At 72.4% G+C, this 21,650-nt stretch carries 19 protein-coding genes; 8 read left to right on the forward strand and 11 right to left on the reverse strand.

Annotated elements, in window-relative coordinates:
- Nucleotide 1: 1 nt before the first annotated feature.
- Together ACWGIG_RS02115 and ACWGIG_RS02120 are read right to left on the reverse strand one after the other, a co-directional pair.
- Complete coding sequence (locus ACWGIG_RS02115; protein WP_453319605.1) at nucleotides 2–1,519, reverse strand: ABC transporter ATP-binding protein; 1,518 nt, start codon at nucleotides 1,517–1,519, stop codon at nucleotides 2–4.
- A 118-nt stretch (nucleotides 1,520–1,637) separates the two neighbouring features.
- On the reverse strand, nucleotides 1,638–2,702 hold the full coding sequence (locus ACWGIG_RS02120; protein WP_453319553.1) for a BMP family ABC transporter substrate-binding protein: 1,065 nt from the start codon (nucleotides 2,700–2,702) through the stop codon (nucleotides 1,638–1,640).
- Nucleotides 2,703–2,929: 227 nt separating this feature from the next.
- Between ACWGIG_RS02120 and mtnA the strand changes: the two genes are divergently transcribed.
- Complete coding sequence (gene mtnA / locus ACWGIG_RS02125) at nucleotides 2,930–4,027, forward strand: S-methyl-5-thioribose-1-phosphate isomerase (protein WP_453319554.1); 1,098 nt, start codon at nucleotides 2,930–2,932, stop codon at nucleotides 4,025–4,027.
- A 33-nt stretch (nucleotides 4,028–4,060) separates the two neighbouring features.
- On the opposite strand, the gene mtnB is transcribed toward mtnA, so the two are convergent.
- The 9 genes from mtnB to ACWGIG_RS02170 form a co-directional block, all read right to left on the reverse strand.
- Nucleotides 4,061–4,723: a methylthioribulose 1-phosphate dehydratase gene (gene mtnB, locus ACWGIG_RS02130; protein WP_453319555.1), complete on the reverse strand. Its 663-nt coding sequence runs from the start codon at nucleotides 4,721–4,723 to the stop codon at nucleotides 4,061–4,063.
- A gap of 7 nt (nucleotides 4,724–4,730) precedes the next feature.
- Nucleotides 4,731–5,444: an acireductone synthase gene (mtnC, locus tag ACWGIG_RS02135; protein WP_453319556.1), complete on the reverse strand. Its 714-nt coding sequence runs from the start codon at nucleotides 5,442–5,444 to the stop codon at nucleotides 4,731–4,733.
- Nucleotides 5,441–6,073 carry a 1,2-dihydroxy-3-keto-5-methylthiopentene dioxygenase gene (locus tag ACWGIG_RS02140; RefSeq protein ID WP_453319557.1) on the reverse strand — a complete coding sequence of 211 codons (633 nt, stop codon included), beginning with the start codon at nucleotides 6,071–6,073 and terminating at the stop codon, nucleotides 5,441–5,443. Before ACWGIG_RS02140 ends, mtnC begins: the two co-directional genes overlap by 4 nt.
- Nucleotides 6,074–6,216: 143 nt before the next feature.
- Nucleotides 6,217–7,029 carry an amidohydrolase family protein gene (locus ACWGIG_RS02145; protein WP_453319558.1) on the reverse strand — a complete coding sequence of 271 codons (813 nt, stop codon included), beginning with the start codon at nucleotides 7,027–7,029 and terminating at the stop codon, nucleotides 6,217–6,219.
- A 224-nt stretch (nucleotides 7,030–7,253) separates the two neighbouring features.
- Entirely contained in the window at nucleotides 7,254–7,829 is a 576-nt protein-coding gene (locus ACWGIG_RS02150; RefSeq protein WP_453319559.1) for a hypothetical protein, read from the reverse strand.
- Nucleotides 7,826–9,220: a hypothetical protein gene (locus ACWGIG_RS02155; protein ID WP_453319560.1), complete on the reverse strand. Its 1,395-nt coding sequence runs from the start codon at nucleotides 9,218–9,220 to the stop codon at nucleotides 7,826–7,828. Before ACWGIG_RS02155 ends, ACWGIG_RS02150 begins: the two co-directional genes overlap by 4 nt.
- A complete protein-coding gene (locus tag ACWGIG_RS02160; protein WP_453319561.1) occupies nucleotides 9,217–10,038 on the reverse strand; it encodes an ABC transporter ATP-binding protein in 822 nt (273 codons plus the stop codon). Before ACWGIG_RS02160 ends, ACWGIG_RS02155 begins: the two co-directional genes overlap by 4 nt.
- A gap of 59 nt (nucleotides 10,039–10,097) precedes the next feature.
- Nucleotides 10,098–10,916 carry a zf-HC2 domain-containing protein gene (locus ACWGIG_RS02165; protein ID WP_453319562.1) on the reverse strand — a complete coding sequence of 273 codons (819 nt, stop codon included), beginning with the start codon at nucleotides 10,914–10,916 and terminating at the stop codon, nucleotides 10,098–10,100.
- Nucleotides 10,913–11,443 (reverse strand): RNA polymerase sigma factor, encoded by a 531-nt coding sequence (locus tag ACWGIG_RS02170; RefSeq protein WP_453319563.1) that lies wholly within the window; start codon nucleotides 11,441–11,443, stop codon nucleotides 10,913–10,915. The genes ACWGIG_RS02165 and ACWGIG_RS02170 overlap by 4 nt, the downstream gene beginning before the upstream one ends.
- Before the next feature lie 811 nt (nucleotides 11,444–12,254).
- Here ACWGIG_RS02170 and ACWGIG_RS02175 point away from each other — a divergent pair.
- The 7 genes from ACWGIG_RS02175 (at nucleotide 12,255) to ACWGIG_RS02205 (ending at nucleotide 21,645) form a co-directional block, all read left to right on the forward strand.
- Nucleotides 12,255–13,274 carry a GNAT family N-acetyltransferase gene (locus tag ACWGIG_RS02175; protein WP_453319564.1) on the forward strand — a complete coding sequence of 340 codons (1,020 nt, stop codon included), beginning with the start codon at nucleotides 12,255–12,257 and terminating at the stop codon, nucleotides 13,272–13,274.
- Nucleotides 13,275–13,322: 48 nt separating this feature from the next.
- Nucleotides 13,323–14,585, forward strand: coding sequence for an MFS transporter (locus tag ACWGIG_RS02180; protein WP_453319565.1), 1,263 nt, complete (start codon nucleotides 13,323–13,325; stop codon nucleotides 14,583–14,585).
- Nucleotides 14,586–14,657: 72 nt separating this feature from the next.
- Complete coding sequence (locus ACWGIG_RS02185; RefSeq protein ID WP_453319566.1) at nucleotides 14,658–14,885, forward strand: phosphopantetheine-binding protein; 228 nt, start codon at nucleotides 14,658–14,660, stop codon at nucleotides 14,883–14,885.
- Nucleotides 14,882–16,189, forward strand: a complete 1,308-nt coding sequence (locus ACWGIG_RS02190) for an ATP-grasp domain-containing protein (protein ID WP_453319567.1) — start codon at nucleotides 14,882–14,884, stop codon at nucleotides 16,187–16,189. Before ACWGIG_RS02185 ends, ACWGIG_RS02190 begins: the two co-directional genes overlap by 4 nt.
- Nucleotide 16,190: 1 nt before the next feature.
- Nucleotides 16,191–17,678: an AMP-binding protein gene (locus ACWGIG_RS02195; RefSeq protein ID WP_453319568.1), complete on the forward strand. Its 1,488-nt coding sequence runs from the start codon at nucleotides 16,191–16,193 to the stop codon at nucleotides 17,676–17,678.
- On the forward strand, nucleotides 17,675–19,996 hold the full coding sequence (locus ACWGIG_RS02200) for a condensation domain-containing protein (protein ID WP_453319569.1): 2,322 nt from the start codon (nucleotides 17,675–17,677) through the stop codon (nucleotides 19,994–19,996). The genes ACWGIG_RS02195 and ACWGIG_RS02200 overlap by 4 nt, the downstream gene beginning before the upstream one ends.
- Nucleotides 19,993–21,645 carry a GH3 auxin-responsive promoter family protein gene (locus tag ACWGIG_RS02205; protein WP_453319570.1) on the forward strand — a complete coding sequence of 551 codons (1,653 nt, stop codon included), beginning with the start codon at nucleotides 19,993–19,995 and terminating at the stop codon, nucleotides 21,643–21,645. Before ACWGIG_RS02200 ends, ACWGIG_RS02205 begins: the two co-directional genes overlap by 4 nt.
- Nucleotides 21,646–21,650: the final 5 nt, after the last annotated feature.

Consider the following 21,650-nt stretch of genomic DNA (forward strand, 5'->3'; position numbering starts at 1 on the left):
GTCAACTCACCGTCTTACTGGTACTGGTACTGGTACTGGGTTCGCTGGACGCCGTGCCGCCGGCCATCGCGAGGCCGAGGGTGCGTTCGTCGGCCGCCTCCCGGTCGTACTCGGCGGCGATCCGGCCCTCGTACATGACCAGGACCCGGTCGGACAGGCCGCGGATCTCGCTGAGTTCGGCGGAGACGAGCAGCACCGCGTGACCGGCGTCGCGGTGGGCGACGAGTTCGCGGTGGATGTTCTCGATCGCGCCGATGTCCACTCCCCTGGTGGGCTGCTCGACGATCAACAGCGGTGCGTCGTGGGCGAGTTCACGCCCGATGACGAGTTTCTGGAGGTTGCCGCCGGACAGGGAGCCCGCCGCCGCGTCGGGCGAGGACGCCTTGATGCCGAAGCGGTCGATCAGCTTCAGCGCGTGCGCGCGGACGGCCGCCCGCGGCAGCAGGCCGCGCCGGGAGAGCCGCGGCGTGCGGTGGTGGCCCATGGCGAGGTTCTCGGCGATCGAGGCGGTGGGTGCGGTGCCCACTTCGCCCCGGTCCTCGGGGACGTAGGCGAGCCCGGCCGCGCGCCGTCCGGCGGCGCTCGCCCGGGTCACGTAGGTGCCCGCGATCTGGACCTGGCCCGCGTCGGCGGGCCGCAGCCCGGCGAGGGCCTCGACGAGCTCGCTCTGGCCGTTTCCCGCGACGCCCGCGATGCCGACGATCTCCCCGGCCCGTACGGACAGGGAGACGTCGTGCACGCCGGGCAGGCTCAGGCCCTGCACGGACAGCACCTCGTCGGCGGCCGTCCCGCCGGGGTGGATGCGGTCGAGTGCGACCTCGCGCCCGGTCATCGCGGCGGCGATGTCCTCGGCCGTGGTGTCGGCGGTGCGCAGCCGGGCGGCGACCCGGCCGTCGCGCAGCACGGTGACGTGGTCGGAGCCCTCCAGGACCTCGCGCAGCTTGTGCGTGACGAGGAGCACGGTGCGGCCCTCGTCGGCGAGCGAGCGCAGGACCGCGAAGAGGGAGTCCGCCTCGGCGGGGGTGAGGACGGCGGTCGGCTCGTCCAGGATCAGTACCTGCGCACCGCGGTGCAGGAGTTTGAGGATCTCCACCCGCTGGCGTACGCCGACGGGCAGGTCGCCGACCTTGGCGTCCGGGTCGACGTCCAGGCCGTGCGCGGCGGCGAGCTCTGCCGTACGGCGCCGGGCGGCGGCCCTGTCCACCAGGCCGAAGCGGCGCGGCTCGGCCCGGTAGACCACGTTCTCGGCGACCGTCAGCGACGGGAACAGCTTGAAGCTCTGGTGCACCATGCCGAGCCCGGCCTCGATCGCCCGGCTCGGGTCGGCGAAGGTCACCTCGCGTCCTTCGAGCCGGATGCTGCCGGAGTCCGGGTGCTGGAGTCCGTACAGGATCGACATGAGGGTCGACTTGCCCGCACCGTTCTCGCCCATCAGGGCGTGGATCTCGCCGCGCCGGACGGTGAGGTCGACGGAGTCGTTGGCGAGGACGCCGGGAAACGCCTTGACGATCCCTCTCATCTCGACGGCGGGGACAAAGGGTCCGGCGGGGACGGCAGGGACGGGCTCTTGAGCCGTCCCCGCATTGCCCTCCACGGACTGCGGAGTCTTGGGCCGCGGGGTCTTGGGCCGCGGGACGTCAGGCTGCGGGGTCATCGATCTTCAGCTTCCCGGAGACGATCTGCTCGCGCAGCGCCTTGACCTTCAGAATCACGTCGGGGTTCTCGGCGATGACGCAGCCGGACTTCTCCAGGCCGCTCTCCAGGCCGGTCAGGCTCATGCCGCCTTCCTTGAGCCCGTAGGAGATGCCGTGGCCGGTGTCGCCCTTGAGGATCGAGTCGATGCCCTTCTCGATGGCGACGTCGGTCTTCTTGATGACGTTGTCGACGACGGCGCCCTTGGCGGCCGGGCACTGGTTGGCGTCCACCCCGTAGGCGAACGCACCCTTGGCCTTCGCTGCCTCGAAGATGCCGTAGTTGCCGGCGGCTGCGGCGGCCATGATGTGGTCGGCGCCGCTGGAGATCAGCGAACTGGCCTGCGCCTTGGCGCGGGCGGAGTCGGCGAACGGCTTGTCACCGCCGACGTAGCGCGTCGAGGCCGTGGTCTTCGGGGAGGTCTTCTTCGCCCCCTCCTCGAACGCGTCGCTGTAGCGGTGCACCGACGGGCTGTCCTCCGCGTCCACCGAGCCGACCTCGCCGCTCCTGGTCAGCAGCCCCGCCTCCGCACCCGCCAGATAGGCGGCCTCCTGCTCGCGGAAGGTCGCGCAGGTCACGTTGGGGAACTTCTTGAGGGTGCAGGTGTCGACCAGCAGGAACTGCTGCTCGGGGTGCGACGTGGCCTGCTGGGCCGCGAGGTCCGCGAATTCGTAGCCGACCATCACCACGACGTCCGGCTTGTCGTTCACGGCGGCGGTGATGTTCTGCGTACGGGCGGAGGGGTCTGCGGACTCGTAGGTCTTCGAGGTTCCCTTGTGGGTCTTCGCCGCTGCCTTGATGCCCTGGACGGAGAGCTTGAGGAAGTCGTTCTGGGCGACGGGGTCCGGGGTGACCAGCACGAAGGACTTGCCGTCGGCCGACGCGGCCCCACCGTCGGTCTTCGTCGCGGAGGCGTTGCAGGCGGTCGCCAGCAGCACGGCGCCGGAGGCGAGGGCGGTGGCCCGGAGCGTGGTGGCCCGGAAGGTCGCGGTACGTATTCGCTTCAGCATGGTGAATCGCCTAACGGGCGGGCCTGGCACGGAACGCGCGCCCAGGCGGCAGCGGAGAGGAGAGAGACGAACACATCGAGGGGGTGCGGGGGCAGGACAGTAGCACCGGTGTAGGGCACCGCTAAGTAGCCGTCCGCATACTGATACAACCGTCTCAAAAGTCATTCCCGCAGCTCAAGTACCGTGTGCACACTGCCTCTAGGCCCCGAACCGCTCAGGAGACGCCCGTGTCCCAGCCCGTTTCCCAGCCCGCGCCCCAGCCCCTCACCACGACCGCGGCCACGCCTGCGGCCCCGTCTGCCGAACTCCGTGCCGTCGAGTGGTCCGGAGACCACTTGCGCCTCATCGACCAGACCGTCCTCCCGCAACACTTCGCTTACGTCGAGATCCGCGATACGGCCCAACTCGTGGACGCCATCGTCCGGTTGGTGGTCCGCGGCGCTCCCGCGATCGGCGCGGCCGGTGCCTACGGGGTGGCTCTCGCCATGATCGAGGGCGAGCGCGAGGGCTGGTCCCGCGAGCAGGTCCTGGCCGCGGTCCACCGCGTCCACGAGGCACGCCCGACCGCGGTGAACCTCGCGGTCTGCGTGGACCGCGTCCTCGCGCACCTCGACGCCGGGCTGCCCGCCGTCCTGGCCGAGGCCGCCGCGATCCAGCGCGAGGACATCCGGGCCAACAGGGACATGGGCGCATTCGGCGCCGACTGGCTCCTGAAGCGCACCGGGCTGACCCGCCCGCTGCGCATCCTCACCCACTGCAACACCGGCGCGCTGGCCACCGCGGGCTGGGGCACCGCGCTCGGCGTCATCCGTGAACTCCACTCCCGCGGCCTGGTCGAGCTCGTCTACGCCGACGAGACCCGCCCCCTGCTCCAGGGCTCCCGGCTCACCGCCTGGGAACTCGACTACGAGGGCATCCCGCACCGCGTCCAGGTCGACGGCGCCGCCGCGGGCACCATCCTGCGCGGCGAGGTGGACGCGGCCGTGGTCGGCGCCGACCGCATCGCGGCCAACGGCGACACCGCCAACAAGGTCGGCACCGTGGGCGTGGCGCTGGCCTGCGCGGACGCCGGGATCCCGTTCCTGGTGGCCGCCCCCACCACCACCGTCGACGTCGCCACCGCGTCCGGCGACGGCATCCACATCGAACTCCGGGACGGGGACGAGGTGGTGAGCCACGGCGGCATCCGCACCGCGCCGCCCGCCACCCAGGGCCACAACCCGGCCTTCGACGTCACCCCGGGACGCCTGGTCACCGCCCTCGTCACCGAACGCGGCGTGCTCGACTTCGGCGCGGGCGAACTGCCGGGCACGCACCTGGCGTGACGGGCGCCCGGCTGTCGGTCGGCCGTCGGCCGACTACCGGTTCCGGTCCGCCAGCGTGAGTTCGAGGAGCCACTCGACGACCTCGGTGTGGTGGCGGGCCTGGCGGGCGTCCGCACCCCACACGTACAGACCGTGCCCGGCGACCACGACGGCGGGCATCGCGGGGTTGCGGGCGGCCTCCAGCCGGTCGCCGAGGACCTTCATGTCCTGGCTGTTGGCGATCACCGGGAGGGTGACGTCGACGCCCTCGGCCGGCTGGCCGACGCCCTTGAGCATCTCCAGGTCGCGGAAGACGATGCCGCCCGGCTCACGGTGCCCCATCGCGACCGAGGCGACGGTGTGGACGTGCACGACCGCGCCCGCTCCGGTCAACCGCACGACGCGCGCGTGGAGTTCGGCCTCGGCGGAGGGCTTCCCCGCGCCGATCGCCGCACCGCCCGCATCGACCACGACGACGTCCGACTCGGTCAGCTCGCCCTTGTCGTGGCCCGACGCGGTGACCGCGAGCCGCAGCGGGTCCCGGGTCAGGACCTGCGAGAGGTTCCCGGAGGTGCCGCGCATCCAGCCGAAGGACGCGAAGCGCGCCGACTCGGCGGCGAGCGCCGCACCCGCCGCCTTGAGTTCCTGCTCGGACACGTCGCCCGCCCCTGCGCCGGTGCTGGTGCTGGTGCTGGTGCTGGTGCTGGTGCTGCTCATGCTGTACTCACTCGCCTCTCGGGTGGATCCGGTCGAACGTCGCGGCCTCGGGGTGGTCGCCCACACCCGCCTCGTAGTACGGCTCCCCCGCCCGGCGGACCCCGGCCGTCTGCCAGCCGGCCGCGCGGGCCGCGTCCAGCTCGCCGGGGCGGTCGGAGAGGAAGAGGGTGCGGTCCGCGGGCGTGCCGAGGGCGGCCGTGATGGCCCGGTAGGACGCGGCCTCCTGCTTCGGCCCCGCGTTCTCGGTGTCGTACAGGCCGCTGACCAGCGACGAAAGGTCGCCCTCCGGCGTCGAGGCGAACCACGCCCGCTGGGCGGACACCGATCCCGAGGAGTACACGTACAGGCTCAGGCCCGCCGCCTTCCAGGCGTGCAGCGCGGGCAGCACGTCCGGGTAGAAGTGCGAGACCAGCTCGCCCCGCGCGAATCCCTCCGCCCACACGATGCCCTGGAGGGTCTTCAGCGGGGTGGCCTTGCGGTCCTCGTCCAGCCAGCCGTTCAGGACCGCCTCGATGCGGGCCGCGTCCGCGTCGGGCTCGCCGGTCAGTTCCCGCACCTGGGCGATAGCCCGGGCGACGTCGGGCTCGGCCGCGCGCGCGTTCAGCAGCGCGGCGAAGCTCTTCCGCGAGTACGGGTACAGCACGTCGACGACGAAACCCGTGGCACTGGTGGTGCCCTCGATGTCGAGGACCACCGCGTCCACGTCGTACACAGGTGTCACTTTCCGGTCTCTCCTTCTGCTTCCGCCGCTGCTACTGCCTTTGCTTCTGCCGCGTACGCAGCCGCGATCGTGTCGAAGTCGGGGAAGCGGTCGGCGATCGGGGATCCGGTGAAGTTCCCGATCCAGCCCTCCTCCTCGTGGAAGAAGCGGATCGCGGTGAAGGAGGGGGACGTCCCCATGTCGAACCAGTGGGTGGTGCCGCGCGGCACCCCCAGCAGGTCGCCCTTCTCGCACAGCACCGCATGCACCTCGCCCCGCGCGTGCAGGTAGAAGATCCCGGACCCGGCGACGAAGAAGCGCACCTCGTCATCGTCGTCGTGCGTGTGCTCCTGGAGGAACTTCGCCCGCGCGGCGGCGGCCTTCGCCGGGAACTCCGGGTCGTCGACAGGGTGCAGCGCGACCACGTCGACCATCTTGAAGTCCTCCTCGGCGGTCAGCTTCGCGATGTCCTCGCGGTACGCAGCGGACACCTCCTCGATGCCGGCGTCGAAGGGCACGTGTTCCAGGACCGGCCACTGCTCGTAGCGCACGCCCAGCGGGGCGAGCGCGGCAGCGATCTCGGCCGGGTCGGAGGTACGGCGCACGAGGGTGTCGGGACCGGACTCGGGCCAGGTGGTGAGGAGGGTCACGGCGACTCCAGAACACTCGGAAGGCAGGGACGTACGAAGAGCGAACAGAAAGGGTATCCGCACATCCAGCACCTGGGACGCGCATATCAGGAGCTGGGACGGCAGGTGCCGGACGGCGGGCACGCCCCGCCCTCCGGCCCGGGTCACAGGCGGAAGACCCGGCGGGCGTTGCCGGACAGGAACAACTCGGTGCTCTCCTCGTCCAGGTCCAGTTCACCGAGGTGTTCCAGCGCCCGGGCCGGGGTGATCATGGGGTAGTTCGAGCCGAACAGCACCTTCCGGCGGCCCCGGCCGCGGAGGTGGTCGACCAGTTCACGTGGGTAGCGGCGCGTGGTGTAGGCGCTGGTGTCGATGTGGACGTTGGGGTGCTTGTCGGCCACCGCGATCATCTCCGTGGTCCACGGATGGCCGATGTGCCCGCAGACAATGGTGAGTTCGGGGAAGTCGAGCGCGACCTGGTCGATGTACGGGATGGGGCGCCCGGTCTCGGACGGCCGGAGCGGCCCGGTGTGGCCGACCTGGGTGCAGAACGGGACGCCCAGGTCGACACAGGCCGCGTAGAGCGGGTAGTACAGCCGGTCGGTGGGCGGGAGTTGCCAGAGCCAGGGCACGATCCGCAGGGCCACGAAGCCGAGTTCCGTCACGGCGCGGCGCAGTTCGCGCACGGCCTCGACCGGCCGGGTGAGGTCCGCGCCCGCCACTCCGCGCAGCCGGCCATCGGACCGGGCCACGAACTCGGCGACCTCGTCGTTGCTGATCAGCGGCCCCCCGGGGCCGTACCAGGCGGACGAGAGACCGATCTCGACATCGGCGGCGGCCATCGCCTCCACCGTCGCCTTCACCGGCAACGGCTCGGTCAGCAGCCCCATCCCGGTCCACCTGCGCAGGGATTCGAGCATGTCGTGGTTGAAGTGGCGGACCGTGGGGTGCTGCATCCACGCATCGATGACCGGCACGTCCGTTCCTGCCCTTCTCCGGCGCCGCCGCCCCTGCCGCGTGACGCGGCGGAGCAGAACGGAGCAGCTGAGCGATCGCTTTTCGCGACCCTAGTCGCTACTTGTCGCCAACTGCCTCCCCCGGACGGGTAGTTGTACGGGCGACGGGCGTCCCGTACGACCGAGAGGCGCCCCCTGTGGTCCGGGGGCGCCCCGTGCGGCCTGGAGGGCGCCCCGTGCGGCAGTTATCGCCGCGGGCCCCCGACGGTGTAGACCGCGGTGCCGGTGACGGCCAGGACGACGACCGTCCAGGTGGCTACCGGCAGGTCGGCCGGCAGCAGCATCCAGGTCAGGGCCTGCGTCACCACGCCCGTCGAGGCCGGGACGACGAAGGAGAACGACAGCCAGGCGACCGGCAGGATCCACGCGTGCTGACGCCCGCACCAGGCGGCCCCGAGGGCGACGAGTCCCATCAGCCCCGCGCTGTTGCGCACGACGAGGGACGGGGAGACCGGCTCCCCGCTCATCGCCTGCACCGCGAGCAGCGCCGCACCGATGCACACCCCGCCGAGCAGTACGTGCGCCGCCCGGCGGGGCATCCAGCGGATCGCGGCCGTCCGGTCCAGCGCGAGGTCCTGCCCGCCGAGCCCGACCGAGAGCGCCGTCGCCCCCGCGGTGAGAATGAGCGCGGCCAGCCGGGGGTCCGTCGGCACCCCGCCGCCGATCCGGGCGAGTGCCCACACCGCCGTCGCGCTGAGCAGCACCACGGCGAGCGAGAGGGGCACCTGCCGCGAGCGCGCGTACAGCGTCAGCCATCTCACCGGAGCGGACCGCCGTTCAGTACGGCGAGCGCGTCGGCCGAGCAGGACACCGCGGCGGTGTGCGCCGCACCGATCCGCTTGCGCTGCTCCGCCGGCGGCAGTGCGCTGAACTTCTTCCACACCGGGCGTGCGAAGTCGTCCTGCTCCTTCCCGGAGTGCATGGTCCCGTCGACCAGCCGGAATTCCTCACCGAGCACCCAGGAAGCCGCGATGCTCTGTGCGGCGGCGTCCTCGCGCGTACCGCTCTCGGTTGCGCTGCGGGGGTTGCAGAGCGGGACCATGCCCTGGGCGACCAGGGCCCGGGTCAGTGGCCGCTCGCCCACGGCGTTGCCGATCATCCCGTCGTCGAAGTCGACGAGTACGGCGTCGCGAGGCCGCTCCGGTGTCGCGCTGAGCGCCCGCAGGGCGGTCGACTCCCGGACGGCGACGGGTGCCCGGTCGCCCAGGGCGCCGCGCAGCAGGCGCAGCGCCTCCTTGCCGGGGCCCGCCAGGTCGTCGAGGCGCGCCTGCCGCGCCGCCGTCACGCACACCGGGCCCTTGCACACCTGCGTCGCAGCGGCCCGGTCGACCACATACGTGTCACGGGCGTCGGCCGGGAGCAGGACCAGGGCGAGCGCCCCGCCGGCCAGCAGGGGCGTGAGGGCGAGCAGCCGGGTGCGCAGACCGGTGGCGACCAGCAGGGCGAGGCCCGTCACGGCCAGGCCGAGCAGCCAGAGCGTCTGCCCGAGGTGCACGGGGACGGAGAGCGTGAGGATGGTTTCGCGTACGTCCGCCACCGCGGGCGACAGCAGTGAGAGGGGGTTCGGCGCCATGGAGACCGGCAGCGCGGAGTCCGAACTCTGCACCTGACGAAGGAAGTTGTTGAAGATCAGGGCTGCCAAGGCCAGCGCGGGCGGGGTGAGGGCGGAGGGCAGGGCCCGTGCCACGCCCATGCCCAGGACGGCTCCCGCGGCCAGCGCGAGCGCCCCCACGAGCGAGATCGGCAGCCAGCCGAGGCCGGTGTACGCGGCGTCGCCGGCCAGCAGCTGCACCATGCCCACGAGGGAGAGGAGGGCGAAGGCCGAGACCAGTGTGAATGCCGTCGTGCCCGCCAGGGTCGCCGCGCGGTGCCGGGCGGGCCGAGGGGTGCTGGTCAGCAGTTCGGACATCTTCGAGCGGGGGTCGCGCAGCCCCTGGAGCGCCCCGAGCCCCACGGCGAGCGGCCACAGGAAGGCCAGCAGGTAGCGGGTCCACAGGGCCATGGACGTCCACTGGCCCGTCCACGGTGCGGGGCCCTTCGACCACGCTCCGGGGACGAGGAGCAGGAACGCGAGCGCGAGCACCAGGACGACGGCGCCGGCCCAGGGTGCGACGGACCGCTTGAGTTCGATACGCAGGATACGGAGGTTCACCAGGCGCCCTTCGACTGTGCGGGGTCCGTCTGTGCGGGGTCTGCCAGCAGTGCCGAGTAGCCGCGTTCCAGCGGGCTGTCGCCCACGTGCTCCGGGCCGCCGGCCGCGGCCAGCTCGTCCGGGGTGCCCTGGAAGACCAGCTTTCCCTCGGCGAAGAGCACCACGTCGGTGCAGGCGGCTGCCACGTCCTCCACGAGGTGGGTGGAGACGACCACGCAGGCGTCCGTCCCCAGCTCCTGGAGCAGGTCGCGGAAGCGCAGTCGCTGCGCCGGGTCCAGGCCGACCGTCGGCTCGTCGAGGAGCAGGACCGACGGGTCGTTGACGATGGCCTGGGCGATGCCGGCCCGCCGCACCATCCCGCCCGACAGGGCCTTCATCCGCTCGTCGGCGCGGTCGGCGAGGCCGACCCGTTCCACGGCGCGCTGCACCGCTGCGGGGATGTCGGCCGTGGGCACCTCCTTCAGCCATGCCATGTACTCGACGAACTCGCGCACGGTGAAGCGCTTGTAGTAGCCGAAGTCCTGCGGCAGGTAGCCGATCCGGCGGCGCAGCGCACGGTGCTCGCCCAGGCCGCCCACGGATTCGCCGAGCATCTCCAGCTCGCCGTCGGTGGGGCGCAGCACGGTGGCCAGTGCCCGGATGAGGGTGGTCTTGCCCGCTCCGTTGGGACCGAGAAGACCGTGGACGCCGGTGCCCAGGGACAGGTCGAGGCCGTCGACGGCCATCCGGTTCTTTCCGACCCGGACCTTCAGCCCGGTTGCCCGGATCTCCCAGGCGTAGGCCGTGGGGGCGATGTCCGCCGTACTCACTGCGATCACGCGATTCCTCTTCTCTCTCTGTTCGTTCGAGGATTTCGGCGGGGGGTTCGGCGGGGAATTCACCGGTGGGCTCCCAGCACGGTGTACGCACCCCTGCGGGCGACCACGACGCCGACGCCGAGCGCCAGCAGCAGTCCCCACACCGGCAGTCCGTACGGCTGCAGGGCGAAGGCCGTACGGCTGGTGGCCAGGGTCGGCGCCGCCACCACCGCGACCCATGCCGCCACCAGGGCGAGGGCCGCGCGGGTCACGCCGATGACCCCGCCGAGCGCCAGGGTCATCGAGGTGAAGGCCAGACAGGGCAGCAGCCACTGCGCGGCCGTCACGCCCGTCGCCCATCCCCCGGCCAGCAGCGTGGGGATCACCACGGCGAGGACGGACGCGGTGCGCCGGAGCACCAGTTGCAGCCCCGCCCTCGGCGTGGAGGCCGTCAGTTCGTACGCCGGGTCCAGGCCGCGCGACCAGGAGGCGGCCACGCCGCACACGGGCAGGACGGGGGCGAGCAGCAGCACCAGGGACACCTCGCCGGGGCCGGGGGCCGCCACGTCCAGCAGCAGTGCGAGCAGCGTCACGGCCAGGACCATGGCGAGCCACGGCGTCATGGCGGGTGTCGTCCAGGCCGACAGCCGGGCCCGGCGCCGGCGCGGCGGCGCCGGGGTGGCGGCGTCCAGTCGGTGTTCGAGGCCGGCCCAGACGGCGTCGGTCATCGCCGCCACTGCGGGTGCGCCGACCTCCACGGCTGCCGACAGCCGGTCGCGGCAGACCCGGCATCCTTCCAGATGGGCCTCCAGGGCCCACACCTCGTCCGCGACGAGTCCCGGGTCGCCGCGCACGTACCTCTCGATGAGCCGTACCGAAGCGTGCTCCACGTGATTCATGCCAGCGCCTCCCGCATCGCGGTCCGGGCCCTACGGGCACGGGTCTTGACCGTTCCCTCGGGCACTCCGAGCAGAACGGCGGTCTCCCGGACGGACAGTCCGTCGAGCACCATGGCCTGCAATACCTCTCTGAGCTCCGGCGCGAGGCGCCGCAGCGCGTCCCCGACGTCGCCGCCGACGGTGCCCACCAGCGCCTCCTCCTCCGCCGCAGGTGCCACGGAGTGCGGGGCGGCTGCGGGCGGCGGCTCCGCGTGGTGGGCCCTGCGCCGGAACGCGTCGACGAGGCGGCGGGCCGCGATCGTCCACAGCCAGCCGACGGCCGTTCCGCCGGTCCGGCTCCCGGCGAAGGAGCCCGCGGCCCGCCACACCGCCAGATACGTCTCCTGCATGACTTCGGCGACGATCTGCTGGTCGGCGCAGCGGCGCTGCAGCCGCACCGCCAGCCACGGGGACGTACGCCGGTACAGCTCCTCGAAGGCGGCCCGGTCGCCCCGGGCCACCCGTCGGAGGAGGCGTTCCTCGTCCATTTCCTGCGGCGCTGCCGCACCTGCTCGCTTCACACCTGCTAGACGTGCGGCGGGAGCTGCGGGTTTTCCTCAGGAGGTGATCCGGGTCACACCGCGGCCGGTGGCCCCGGGGGTCCACAGGGCCGTGCGGGACGTACGGGCGCGGCCCCGGCACTCCGCATGGCGGACGCCGGTGTCCGCTGAAGCCGGGTGGCACCGGCGACCGAACCCGGACCGGGACGCGCCGTCCTGTTTGCAGTTGGACGGTGGTCCGGATCCACCTTTCTCACGGTCCTGCGACTTCGCCCGCGTGGTGGGGGCGTGAGGATGCACCGAGACGGAGACCGGCATGCGCTTCCGCAAATTCCCAGCCGGAGAGCAAGGGTCACCAGATAAGACCGGCATCTCACATATTGAGAAGTTCAAAAATCTGTAATGACACCGCTGAGCGCGTCGTCCTAATGTTCCCTTACCTCGGCGGCGCTCAACGCCGCCCTTCACCACGGGCCTTCATCGCATGTTCGACCAAGGGGGAAGCATGTCCAGTGCAGTTGTCGAGGAGAACCCGACCGATCCTCCGGCCGGGCAGGGCCGCCGCCCGTAGCCGGCCCGGCCCCGCCGGCCGCATTCGGGCCACCCCGGAAACGGGACACCGGTCCGCCTGCGGCCACTCGGACCGCCTCACTGCGGGGCGTCCACTGGACATCAGCAGATTCACGAGGGCGCCGTCCTGCGCGCCCCTCGTGGATGAAAGAGGAGTGACCGCCCCATGGGGCCGATACCTGCCAGAACCTCCACAAGCACGACAGTCCGGACAGAAGACCGGCCCCCTGTGGAGCTGCTGGATTCGCCGTGCCGGTACGGCGCGTTGAGCCTTGCGCCCCGACGGCTGCTCGCCGCGACGGACGACGCCCGCTGGGCCACCCGCTGGACCGTTGCCCGGCTCGACGGGCGCGCCGTGGGAGCGATCACCAGCCACCGGCCGACCACCGCCCGCTTCACGGGCGGGCCCTACGACCTGACGCAGCTGGAGTCGTCGTTCGACCGGCCCGCCCCCGGGGACCCCCGGCGCTGGGTGTTCGTCGGCGGCTGCCGCGATCTCGCCTCGGGCGCGGTGACCGCCGCGTCGCTGTCCGAGCAGGAGACGGAGCACGTGCGCGGCGCCCTCGCGGAGCATGCGTTCGCGGAAGCGGACGCCGCGGGGGACTTCCCCGTCGCCCTGCACGTACGGGACGACGAGGCGGCGGCCTTCGCCGCGGGAATCGGCGGGCGGGCCGTGTCCCGCGAGACCAACCGGACGGCCGACCTGCCCCTCCACGGTGACGACGTGGAGGAGCACGTGGCCTCGCTGAGCTCCTCGCAGCGCGAACGCTGCCGCCGGGACCGGCGCAGGTTCGCGGCCCTGGGCCACACGGCGGCCCGGGTGCCCGCCGCGACCGTGCTGGCCGAGGCCGCACCGCTGGTCTGCGCCGTCAAGACCAAGTACGGCGTGTCCGACCACCCCCGGCTGTGCCTGTTCCGACTCCAGGAGTGGGTCCGCGCGTTCGGCGCCGACGACTGCTACGCCAGCGTCGTGCGCGACCCCGCGGGGCGGCTGCTCGCGGTGTCCTTCTTCGCCGTCCAGGGCGAGGTGCTGGAGGGGTACGAGATCGGCCTCGCCGACGAGCTGCCCGGCAGGGAGTACGCCTACCTCCAGGCCATGATCCACGGACCGGTCCGGTACGCCTTCGAACTGGGCTGTCGCCGCATCGACCTGGGCCTCGACTCCAGTGTCGTCAAGCAGCGGCGCGGCGCCGTCATCACCGGCGTCCGGGCGATCTCCCTCGCCGCGGCGGCCGGCGCGCGTTCCTAGCCCGACTTCTCCCCCACCCCTTCGGCCGCCTACTGGATGGACCAGGACATGCAGGCCCTTCGCCGTCTCTCCATGCTCGACGTACCAGGATTCACGCCCTACCTCGCTTCCCGGATGCTCACCATGTTCGGCGCGACCATGGCACCGGTGGCACTTGCCTTCGCGGTGCTGGGAGCCGGACAGTCGGCCTCGTTCCTCGGGTTGGTGCTTGCCGCACAGACGGCACCGCAGCTGCTGTTCATACTCGTGGGCGGGGCGGTGGGAGACCGTGCTTCGCGGAAGCTGATCCTGGTCTCCACCAACCTGGTCATGGCGCTCAGCCAGGCCGGTACGGCCGCCCTCATCGTGTCCGGCCATGTCGACCTGCCGCTGATGATGGGGCTCCAGGCGGTCTGGGGCACCGCGCGCGCCTTCTTCACGCCCGCCAACACCGGTGTCGTGCCCGACCTCGTACGGCCCGAACGCATCCAGGACGCCACGGCTCTGGTGACGTTGAGCAGGAGCATCGCCTCGATCGGCGGCCCGGCAGCCGCCGGCGGACTGCTCCTGATCTGGGACGCCGGCTACGTCGTGCTCATCGACACCTTCCTCTTCCTGATCAGCGCGGCACTGCTCGTCCGCCTGCCCCTCACCCGGCCCGCCAACCGGCCGGACGAGTCGCTCCGGAAGTCCCTGGTGGGCGGCTGGCGGGAGTTCGCCTCACGCAGCTGGGTCTGGTCGACCGTCGCGAGCTTCGGCTTCTACCAGGGCATGATCCTGCCCGCCATCTTCCTGGTCGGGCCGGTGCTGGCGGCCGCCGAGGGCGGCATGGGCCCGTCCGGATGGGCCGTGGTCCTGGTCGCCCAGGGCGTGGGAGCCGTGCTGGGCGGACTGCTGCTGATGTGGTGGCGGCCCGCCAGGCCCCTGCTGGTCTGCAACCTGCTGGTGGGCCTGGAATCCCTGTTCCTGTTCGCGCTGGCGGGCACCTCGCACATGGAACTGGTGGCGGTGCTCGCGCTGATCGGCTCCGCCGGAGTGACCATGTCGGACGCGCTGTGGCTCAGCACGCTGCAGCGGGAGATCCCCTCCGAGGCCCTCTCCCGGGTCAGTTCGTACGAGTGGCTGGGCTCGCTGGCCCTCAACCCGCTGGGCATGGCGCTCACCGGACTGCTCGTCACGGCGGCCGACCCGATGGCGATCGTGGCCGGCGTGGCCGTGCTCAACATCGCCGTGCGCGGCGCCGTGATGCTCGCTCCCGGGGTGCGGCAGATCCGCAACGCCCCCGAGGTCTCCCCGCAACCGCCCACGGTGGCGGAGCCGGCCGCCAAGTAGCGCCGCACCCGCCGACCCGCCCTCTTCGTCCTCCCTCTGTCTGTTTCCCCTCTGTGAATCTGGAGATTCCCTGTGTCTGCTTCCCTCGTCGTCGAGTCCCACTGGTGCGCCGTCCTCGGTGTCACCGAGGCCGGTCCCCAGGACCGCTTCTTCGAACTGGGCGGAGATTCGCTCCTCGCCATCGACCTCATCCAGAAGATCGAGACCGACCTCGGCGTGGAGATCCCGGTCGACGTGCTGTTCCTGGACGGCACCCTGGCCGCCCTCACCGAGGCTTCCGTGAAGGCCGTACAGGGATGAGGACCCAGGACCAGTCGAAGCCCCGCGTGGGCGTGCTGCTGTCACCCCGCGGTGCGGCCACCGTGCGCGACGTCCTCATCGCCGCGCGGGACGACATCCAGGTCGTCCCGCTGCTGCGCCGTGGGGTGGCCGAGCAGTGGCCCGGCCTGTCCGCCCTCGCCACCCGCCTCTTCGGCGAGCTCGTCGAGGTCGACCCGGAGAACCCCGAGGTGCCGGGCCCGCCGCTGGCCGGCGTCGTCACCTTCGGCGACTCCGAACTGGAGCTGGCCGCCGAGATCGGACGCAGGCTCGGGGTACGGCACCGCGACGCGACCCCCGCGGACAAGTACGTGCAGCGCACCACGCTGGCCCGGGCCGGGCTGACCGGCATGGCGACCCGCCCGCTGGAGAGCCGGGCCGACCTCGACGCTGCTCATGCGGAGCTCGGCCTGCCGCTGGTGGTCAAGCCGCGCCGGGGAGCCGGAGGCACGGACGTCACCGTGGTCCGTACCGAGGAGCAGCTCCAGGAGCTCGGGCGGACCTGGCCGCAAGGGGCCCTCAGGTTCGCCGAGCAGTTCATCCCCGATGCGCCGCCCGCCGCCGGGAGGTGGCAGGCGGACTACGTCTCGGTCGAGGTGCAGAGCATCGCCGGCCGCCACGACGTCCTCACCGTGTACGCCAAATTCCCCGTCTACTCCCGCGACGGGGCCGTCGGACAGGTCGCCACGACCGGAGACATCCTGCCGGACGGGCTCGCCCAGGAGACCCGGCGCCAGGTCACGGAGCTGGTGCTCGGGGCGCACAGGGCACTCGACATGGGCGACGGGGTCTCCCACACCGAGGTCAAACTGGGGGCCACCGGGCCGGAGATCATCGAGATCAACTGCCGGGTCGGCGGTCATCTGAGCCGGCTGCTGCACCGCCGCAGCGGCTTCGACCTGGTACGTCAGGCGCTGCTGTGCACGGCGGGGCTGCCCGGACAGCCGCTGCCTGCGGACGGCGGACGTGCCGTCGCGGGGCTGTTCGTGCCCTTCGCGCGCATGGACGGCACCGTCCTGTCCAGGGTGTCCCCCGCGGATCTCAGAGAAGCGGGCGCCGCAGCCGTGGACGAGGTCGCCAGGGCGGGAGCGCCGCGCTCCGACAGCGACGGGATCGCCTGCAACGTCGTCTTCGACTGTGCCGACGAGCGAGAACTCCGGCGCAGCGTCATCGCCTTCCTCGTCCGGGCGCGGGAACTGTTCGCGGCGGACGGCCTGGGCCGGGGCGACTGGACCGAAACCATGCTCACCCGGTTGGGTGCCGAAAAAGTCGCAGCGGGGGCATGACATGGGATACCTGCATTCTCTCTACGCCCAGACGGCCGACGCGGCGCCGGAGTCCCTCGCCGTCGACGGCGGCCGGGGCGCGTTGACGTACGCCGGTCTGCTGGAGCGTGCCCAGCACCTCGCCGGACGGCTGAAGCAGGCCGGCGCGGGCGCGGGCATGCGCATCGGCGTCGCCGACGACCTGGGCGCCGACCTCCACCCGGCCGTGCTCGCGGTCTCCGCGCTGGACTGTTCCCTCGTGCCCTTCGTGGCGGACGGGCCCCAGGGCGAGCAGCGGCGACTGGACCGGCTCGGCGTCTGGGGAACCCTCTCGGCGGGCTCCGGCGCCGTGGAGATCACCCGGCGCGGAACGGCCCGCGACCTGCACCGGCAGACGGAGCCGGAGTCGTACGTGCTCTCCACGTCGGGCTCGACCAGCGCCCCGAAGGACGTCGCCATCGGCGACCGGAACCTCGAAAGCTACGCGGACCATCTGCGCGCCGTCGACCGGATGGGCCCCGACGACCGGATCAGCCAGAACTACCAGCCGCAGTTCGACGCGTTCTACGAAGTGCTGATGATGGCCGCTCTCGGCCGCGCCACCCTGGTGGTGCCGGACGGACGGGAGCACCTTCTCGTGCAGCGCTTCTGCGAGCGCTGGTCCATCACCGTGTGGGACTCCGTGCCGTCCCAGGTCACCATGGCCCACCGGTTGCGGCAGTTGGCCCCCGGCTCGCTGCCCGGGGTGAAGCTGGCGATCTTCGGCGGGGAGGCGCTCTCCGCGCACAGCCTGTCGCTGTGGCGGGCGGCAGCACCGGCTTCGACCGTGATCAACAGCTACGGCCCGAGCGAGGTGACCATCAGCTGCGCCGAGTACGTGCTGGAGCCCGGGGCCGAGGTCGCCGGGAGCGACGTGCCCATCGGCCGGGTGCTGGAGCACCTGGAGAGCCGCCTGGTCGAGCCGGCCGTCGCACCCGGCGAGCTCGAACTCTGCGTGCGCGGCCCGCAGCTCTTCGACGGTTACCTGGACCCCCGGCACAACGCGGGCCGGTTCTACACCGAGGACGCCGGCCGGCTGAGCCCGCTCCAGCAGGGGACTCCCGCTCCCGACGACTGGTACCGCACCGGTGACATCGTCGTGGAGACCCCGCAGGGACTGGTGTACCGACGCCGGGCCGACCACGAGACCAAGGTCCGGGGCAAGCGCGTCGACCTCTCCGCGGTCGAGGACGAACTGCGGCGACAGCCCGGGGTGTCCGAGGCCCGGGTCCTGGTGCTCGACGACGCCGTGCACGCGGTCGTCGAAACCCTGGCCCCCGACGCCGAAGAGCCCGCCCTGGACCTGACCGGGCTCCGGGACTACGCACGCCCGCGCACCGTCGTGCGGGTCGCCTCCCTGCCACGGCTGCCCAACGGCAAGACCGATCTGCGGGCCGTCGAACAGCTGGTCCGGCATTCCCTCCGCGCGCCCGCCGCGCCCCTCACGACGACAACGGGTGGACAAGCATGAGTACTGACCAACTGCGTGCGGCGATGGCCGCCGCCCTGCTGGAGCCGCTGGACCGCAAGTCCCCGTCGGGGCGGACGGCCGACATCCAGCGGTCCTGGGTGCAGAACGGCGGCACCTCGCTGGAGGCGTATGCCGCGGTCATGGGGATCGAGCAGGAGCTGGGAGCGGTGATCCCGGTGGCCCGGCTGCTGGGCCCCGCCCCCCTGGCCGAACTGCTCGACGCGGCCACGCCGACGGAACCCGCGCACCAGGGCGTCTGGGCGGGCGGGGACGCCGTGCCGGCCACCGCCTCCCAGCGGCGGCACTGGCGGCACGCGCAGGGCGCGGGCTCGGCGGCTTTCCTCAACATGGGCCACGCGGTGCGCTGCACCCGTGACTTCGACGCGGACCGGGCCGAAGCCGCCTTCCGGACCCTCCTCACCCGTCACGAGTCCCTGCGCAACCGCTACGTCCCGGACTCCGACGGCCGGCTGGTGCTGCAGGACGTGGCGGACTGGCCCGAGCGGGCCGTGTTCGCACACCACTCCGGTGCGGCGACGGCCGAGGAAGCCACCGCGGTGATCCGCACCGCCGTCGGCAAGCCCTTCTCGCTCGGCGAGGAGCCTCCCGTACGGGGCGGCTGCGTGCCGTTGCCCGACGGCGAGGCGGTGGTGTACTTCGGCATCCACCACATCGCCGCCGACGGCTGGTCGACCGACCTGCTCGCGAGCGAGTTCCTCGCGCTGTACACCGACCCGGCCACCGCCCTCGCCGCCGCGACCCCGTTCAGCAGCTACGCGGGGATGCTGGAGGCCCGCGCCGGAGAGGGGCACTACGCACAGGACATCGCCTACTGGCGCAAGAAGTTCGGGCGGGTCTCCCCCGACTTCACCATCGCCCGGCGCAGTGGCGAGGCCGGCGCGCAGCGGGCCGGGGCGCTCCGGCTGGACTGGGCGGGACCCGAGCGGGCCGACGCCGTGCGGGCGGCGGCCCGGGAGTACGGCGTCACGACGTACAGCCTGCTCCTCTCCGCCCTGCTGGCCTCGGCGCACGTGCTGTCGGGCGAGGACGACGTCGTGGTGATGAGCGGGGTCGCCAATCGCAATTCCGCCCGGGTCCGCGACACGATCGGGCTGTTCACCAACCAGATCTTCTTCGTCGGGAACTTCGGCAGCACCGGCGCCACCCGGGACTACGTGACGGACGTGCACGGCGACGTGGTGGAGAGCCTGGGCCGCAGCGAGCTGCCCGTCGAGGTCGTGCTCGACGACCTCGACGCGTATGCGAAGGCCCGCACCCTGGCCCCGTACGCGAACATCCTCTTCCAGGCGGCGGACGCGCCCCTCGACCCGCCTGCGATCCGGGACGGCAGCTGGCGCAACCACGGCCTGGGCACCGGCAGCATCAAGCGCCACTGCAACATCCACCTCGTCGACACGGCCGGGGAACTCGCCCTGGAGCTGGACTACAGCCTCGCGCTGGTCGGCGAGAAGGACGCCGAGCGGCTGCTCGCCGCCGTCCGGACCGGCGTGGAGCACCTGGTGACCTCCCCGGACTCCTCCGTGGCCGAACTGCTTGCCCAGGTGCGCCGGGCGGCCGGTGAACGGGAGCCGCAGCTCACGGTCTTCGCCGTCGACTACCCCGGTGCGCGCACCGAGCCCGCGCTCGCGGCGTTCGTCCGGGAGGCGTTCCCGGAGAGCCACGTCGTCGAGCTGCCCGTGCCCCGGAGCCTGGACCCCCAGGAGGCCGAGGACCGTCTGCGGGAGTGCCTGGAGACCGTGCGGGGCGTCGAGGGCCCGGGGATCGTGCTGTCGTACTGCTCGGCATCGGCCTGGGCGCGGCACCTGGTCGCCGAACTGCCCGGGGACGGGATGCGCCTGGTCACCATGGGCGGCAACGTCGTGGCGGAGGACGACTGGACCGGCGAGTTCGCCGAGCTGGTCCACCGGCTCGACCCGACCGCCGACCTCACGGCACTGACCGGCATCCGGATCGACGCCGCCGCCGAACCGGCCGAACGCTGGACGGCTGCCCGGACCGTACTCGCCGAGATGGACCGGCTGCTGGAGTCCGCGTACACCGCCCGCTTCGGTACGCCGCTGGGGCGGGTCGCCCGCGAGACCATGGCCGTCCAGCTGGCGTGGCTGTCCTACCTCGGCACCTGCACGGTCCTGGGCACGCTCGCCCGGCCGGGGAGCGTGGCCGGACCTGAGCTGCCGGGCGACCTGCTGGAGGGCCGTGCCGACCTGGAGGCCCGGCTGAGGCCCGAGCTGACCCTGACGGGCGCCGGTACGGACGGCGGCACGGGCGCCGGTGCGGACGGCGAGCAGGCGCGGTGAGAGGCGACGAGTTCATAGAGCGGACCCTGGCCGCGTACAACCGCCAGCTCCGCCGGTGCAGCGAACCGCAGCAGGCCGTGCAGGAGGTGTTCGCGGACCTGCGGGAGCAGGCCACGGACACCGCCTTCGGCCGGGACCACGGCCTGCGCTCGGTGCGTACCCGGGCCGACTTCGCGGCGGCGGTGCCGGTCCGCGGCTACGAGTCGTTCCGGGGGTACGTGGAGCGCATCCGGGAGGGCGAGGACCGGGTGCTGACGGTGAGCAGGCCGTACGCCCTGCACACCACGTCCGGCACCACGGGCCGGCCGAAGTACGTGCCCACCACCCGGCACTGGCGCAACCGCTACCGCGGGCCCGCGCTGTACGCCCAGTGGGGGCTCTACGTCCGCCGTCTCGGGCTGACCGGTTACCGGCCGGGCAACGTCCTCGACCTGTCCTGGGAGCGTACCGAGGCGTCCGCCGTCTGGGACGCGGACGGGACGCTGCCGGTCTACAGCATCACCAAGCGGCCGGCCGCGGTCGGGTTCGATGACTGGGCGCCGCCGTGGTACTCCGAGCGCTGGTTCGCGGGCGAGCTGGGTGACAACCCGCTCTACACCCGGATGCGGCTGCTGGCCGGATCGGACGTGCGTCTCGTGGTGGCGGTCAACCCGTCGCGGATCACCGCGCTCGGCGAGACCCTCAACCAGGAACTGCCGTACCTGCTGAAGGACTTGCGGGACGGCACGGTCCGCGGTCTGCCCGATGCGCGGTCGGCGCCCGATCCGGTCACCGCCGCACGCCTGGAGACCGCGCACGCCTTCAGCGGGCGCGTCACGCTGACCGACCTGTGGCCGGGCCTGGCGCTGCTCGTGTGCTGGAACTCGGCCTCCGCCCGCTACTACCGAGGATGGCTCGACCAGATCGCGCCGGGGGTGCCGCTCATCCCGTTCAGCACCACGGGGACGGAGGGCATCGTCACGCTGCCCGTGGATTCGCACACCTCGGCGGGGCCGCTCGCGGTCGACCAGGGGCTGTTCGAGTTCGCACCCTGCGACGCCACCGACCCGGGCGCCCCGCTCGCCGAGGACGTGGCCACGCTCGGCCCCGACGAACTGGCGCACGGCGAGACGTACCGCCTGGTCATGAGCCAGGCCAACGGCCTCTACCGGTACGACACCGGCGACATCTACCGGGTCGTCGGCCGGGTCGGGCGGCTGCCGCGCCTCGACTTCGAGGGCCGGGGCGGCTCCGTCACGTCCTTCACGGGCGAGAAGCTCACCGAGTCCGACGTCCACGCGGCGATCCGCTCGGCCGTCGGTCACGCCTCGGTCAGCGGCGGCTATTCGGTGGTCCCGGTGTGGGGCCGCCCGCCTGGCTACGTACTGGTGATGGAGCGGCCCGAGGCACCGGACGCCGAGCGCGACGAGAGGTTCTGCGCGCACGTCGAGGCCGAACTCGCCCGGCTCAACACCGAGTACGCCGAGAAGCGCGGCTCCGGGCGGCTGTCCCCCCTGCGGGCCCGGGTGATCGCACCGGGCACCTACCGGGCGCTGGCCGACCGCAGGGTCGCCTCCGGGGCCTCGGCGGCGCAGGTGAAACACCGCTGGCTGCACACCGACGACGCACTGCTGCGGGACCTCGACGCCCACCGGCCGGTCCCTTCCTAGGCCTG

The organism is Streptomyces sp. NPDC054863 (genome assembly GCF_053610825.1).

Bases quoted from the DNA above. Each gene is read 5' to 3' on its own strand.
- ACWGIG_RS02115 (WP_453319605.1), bottom strand. From the start codon at position 1,519: ATGAGAGGGATCGTCAAGGCGTTTCCCGGCGTCCTCGCCAACGACTCC.
- ACWGIG_RS02165 (WP_453319562.1), bottom strand. From the start codon at position 10,916: ATGAATCACGTGGAGCACGCTTCGGTACGGCTCATCGAGAGGTACGTG.
- ACWGIG_RS02190 (WP_453319567.1), top strand. From the start codon at position 14,882: ATGAGGACCCAGGACCAGTCGAAGCCCCGCGTGGGCGTGCTGCTGTCA.
- ACWGIG_RS02195 (WP_453319568.1), top strand. From the start codon at position 16,191: ATGGGATACCTGCATTCTCTCTACGCCCAGACGGCCGACGCGGCGCCG.
- ACWGIG_RS02200 (WP_453319569.1), top strand. From the start codon at position 17,675: ATGAGTACTGACCAACTGCGTGCGGCGATGGCCGCCGCCCTGCTGGAG.
- ACWGIG_RS02170 (WP_453319563.1), bottom strand. From the start codon at position 11,443: ATGGACGAGGAACGCCTCCTCCGACGGGTGGCCCGGGGCGACCGGGCC.
- ACWGIG_RS02180 (WP_453319565.1), top strand. From the start codon at position 13,323: ATGCAGGCCCTTCGCCGTCTCTCCATGCTCGACGTACCAGGATTCACG.
- mtnB (WP_453319555.1), bottom strand. From the start codon at position 4,723: ATGAGCAGCACCAGCACCAGCACCAGCACCAGCACCAGCACCGGCGCA.
- ACWGIG_RS02120 (WP_453319553.1), bottom strand. From the start codon at position 2,702: ATGCTGAAGCGAATACGTACCGCGACCTTCCGGGCCACCACGCTCCGG.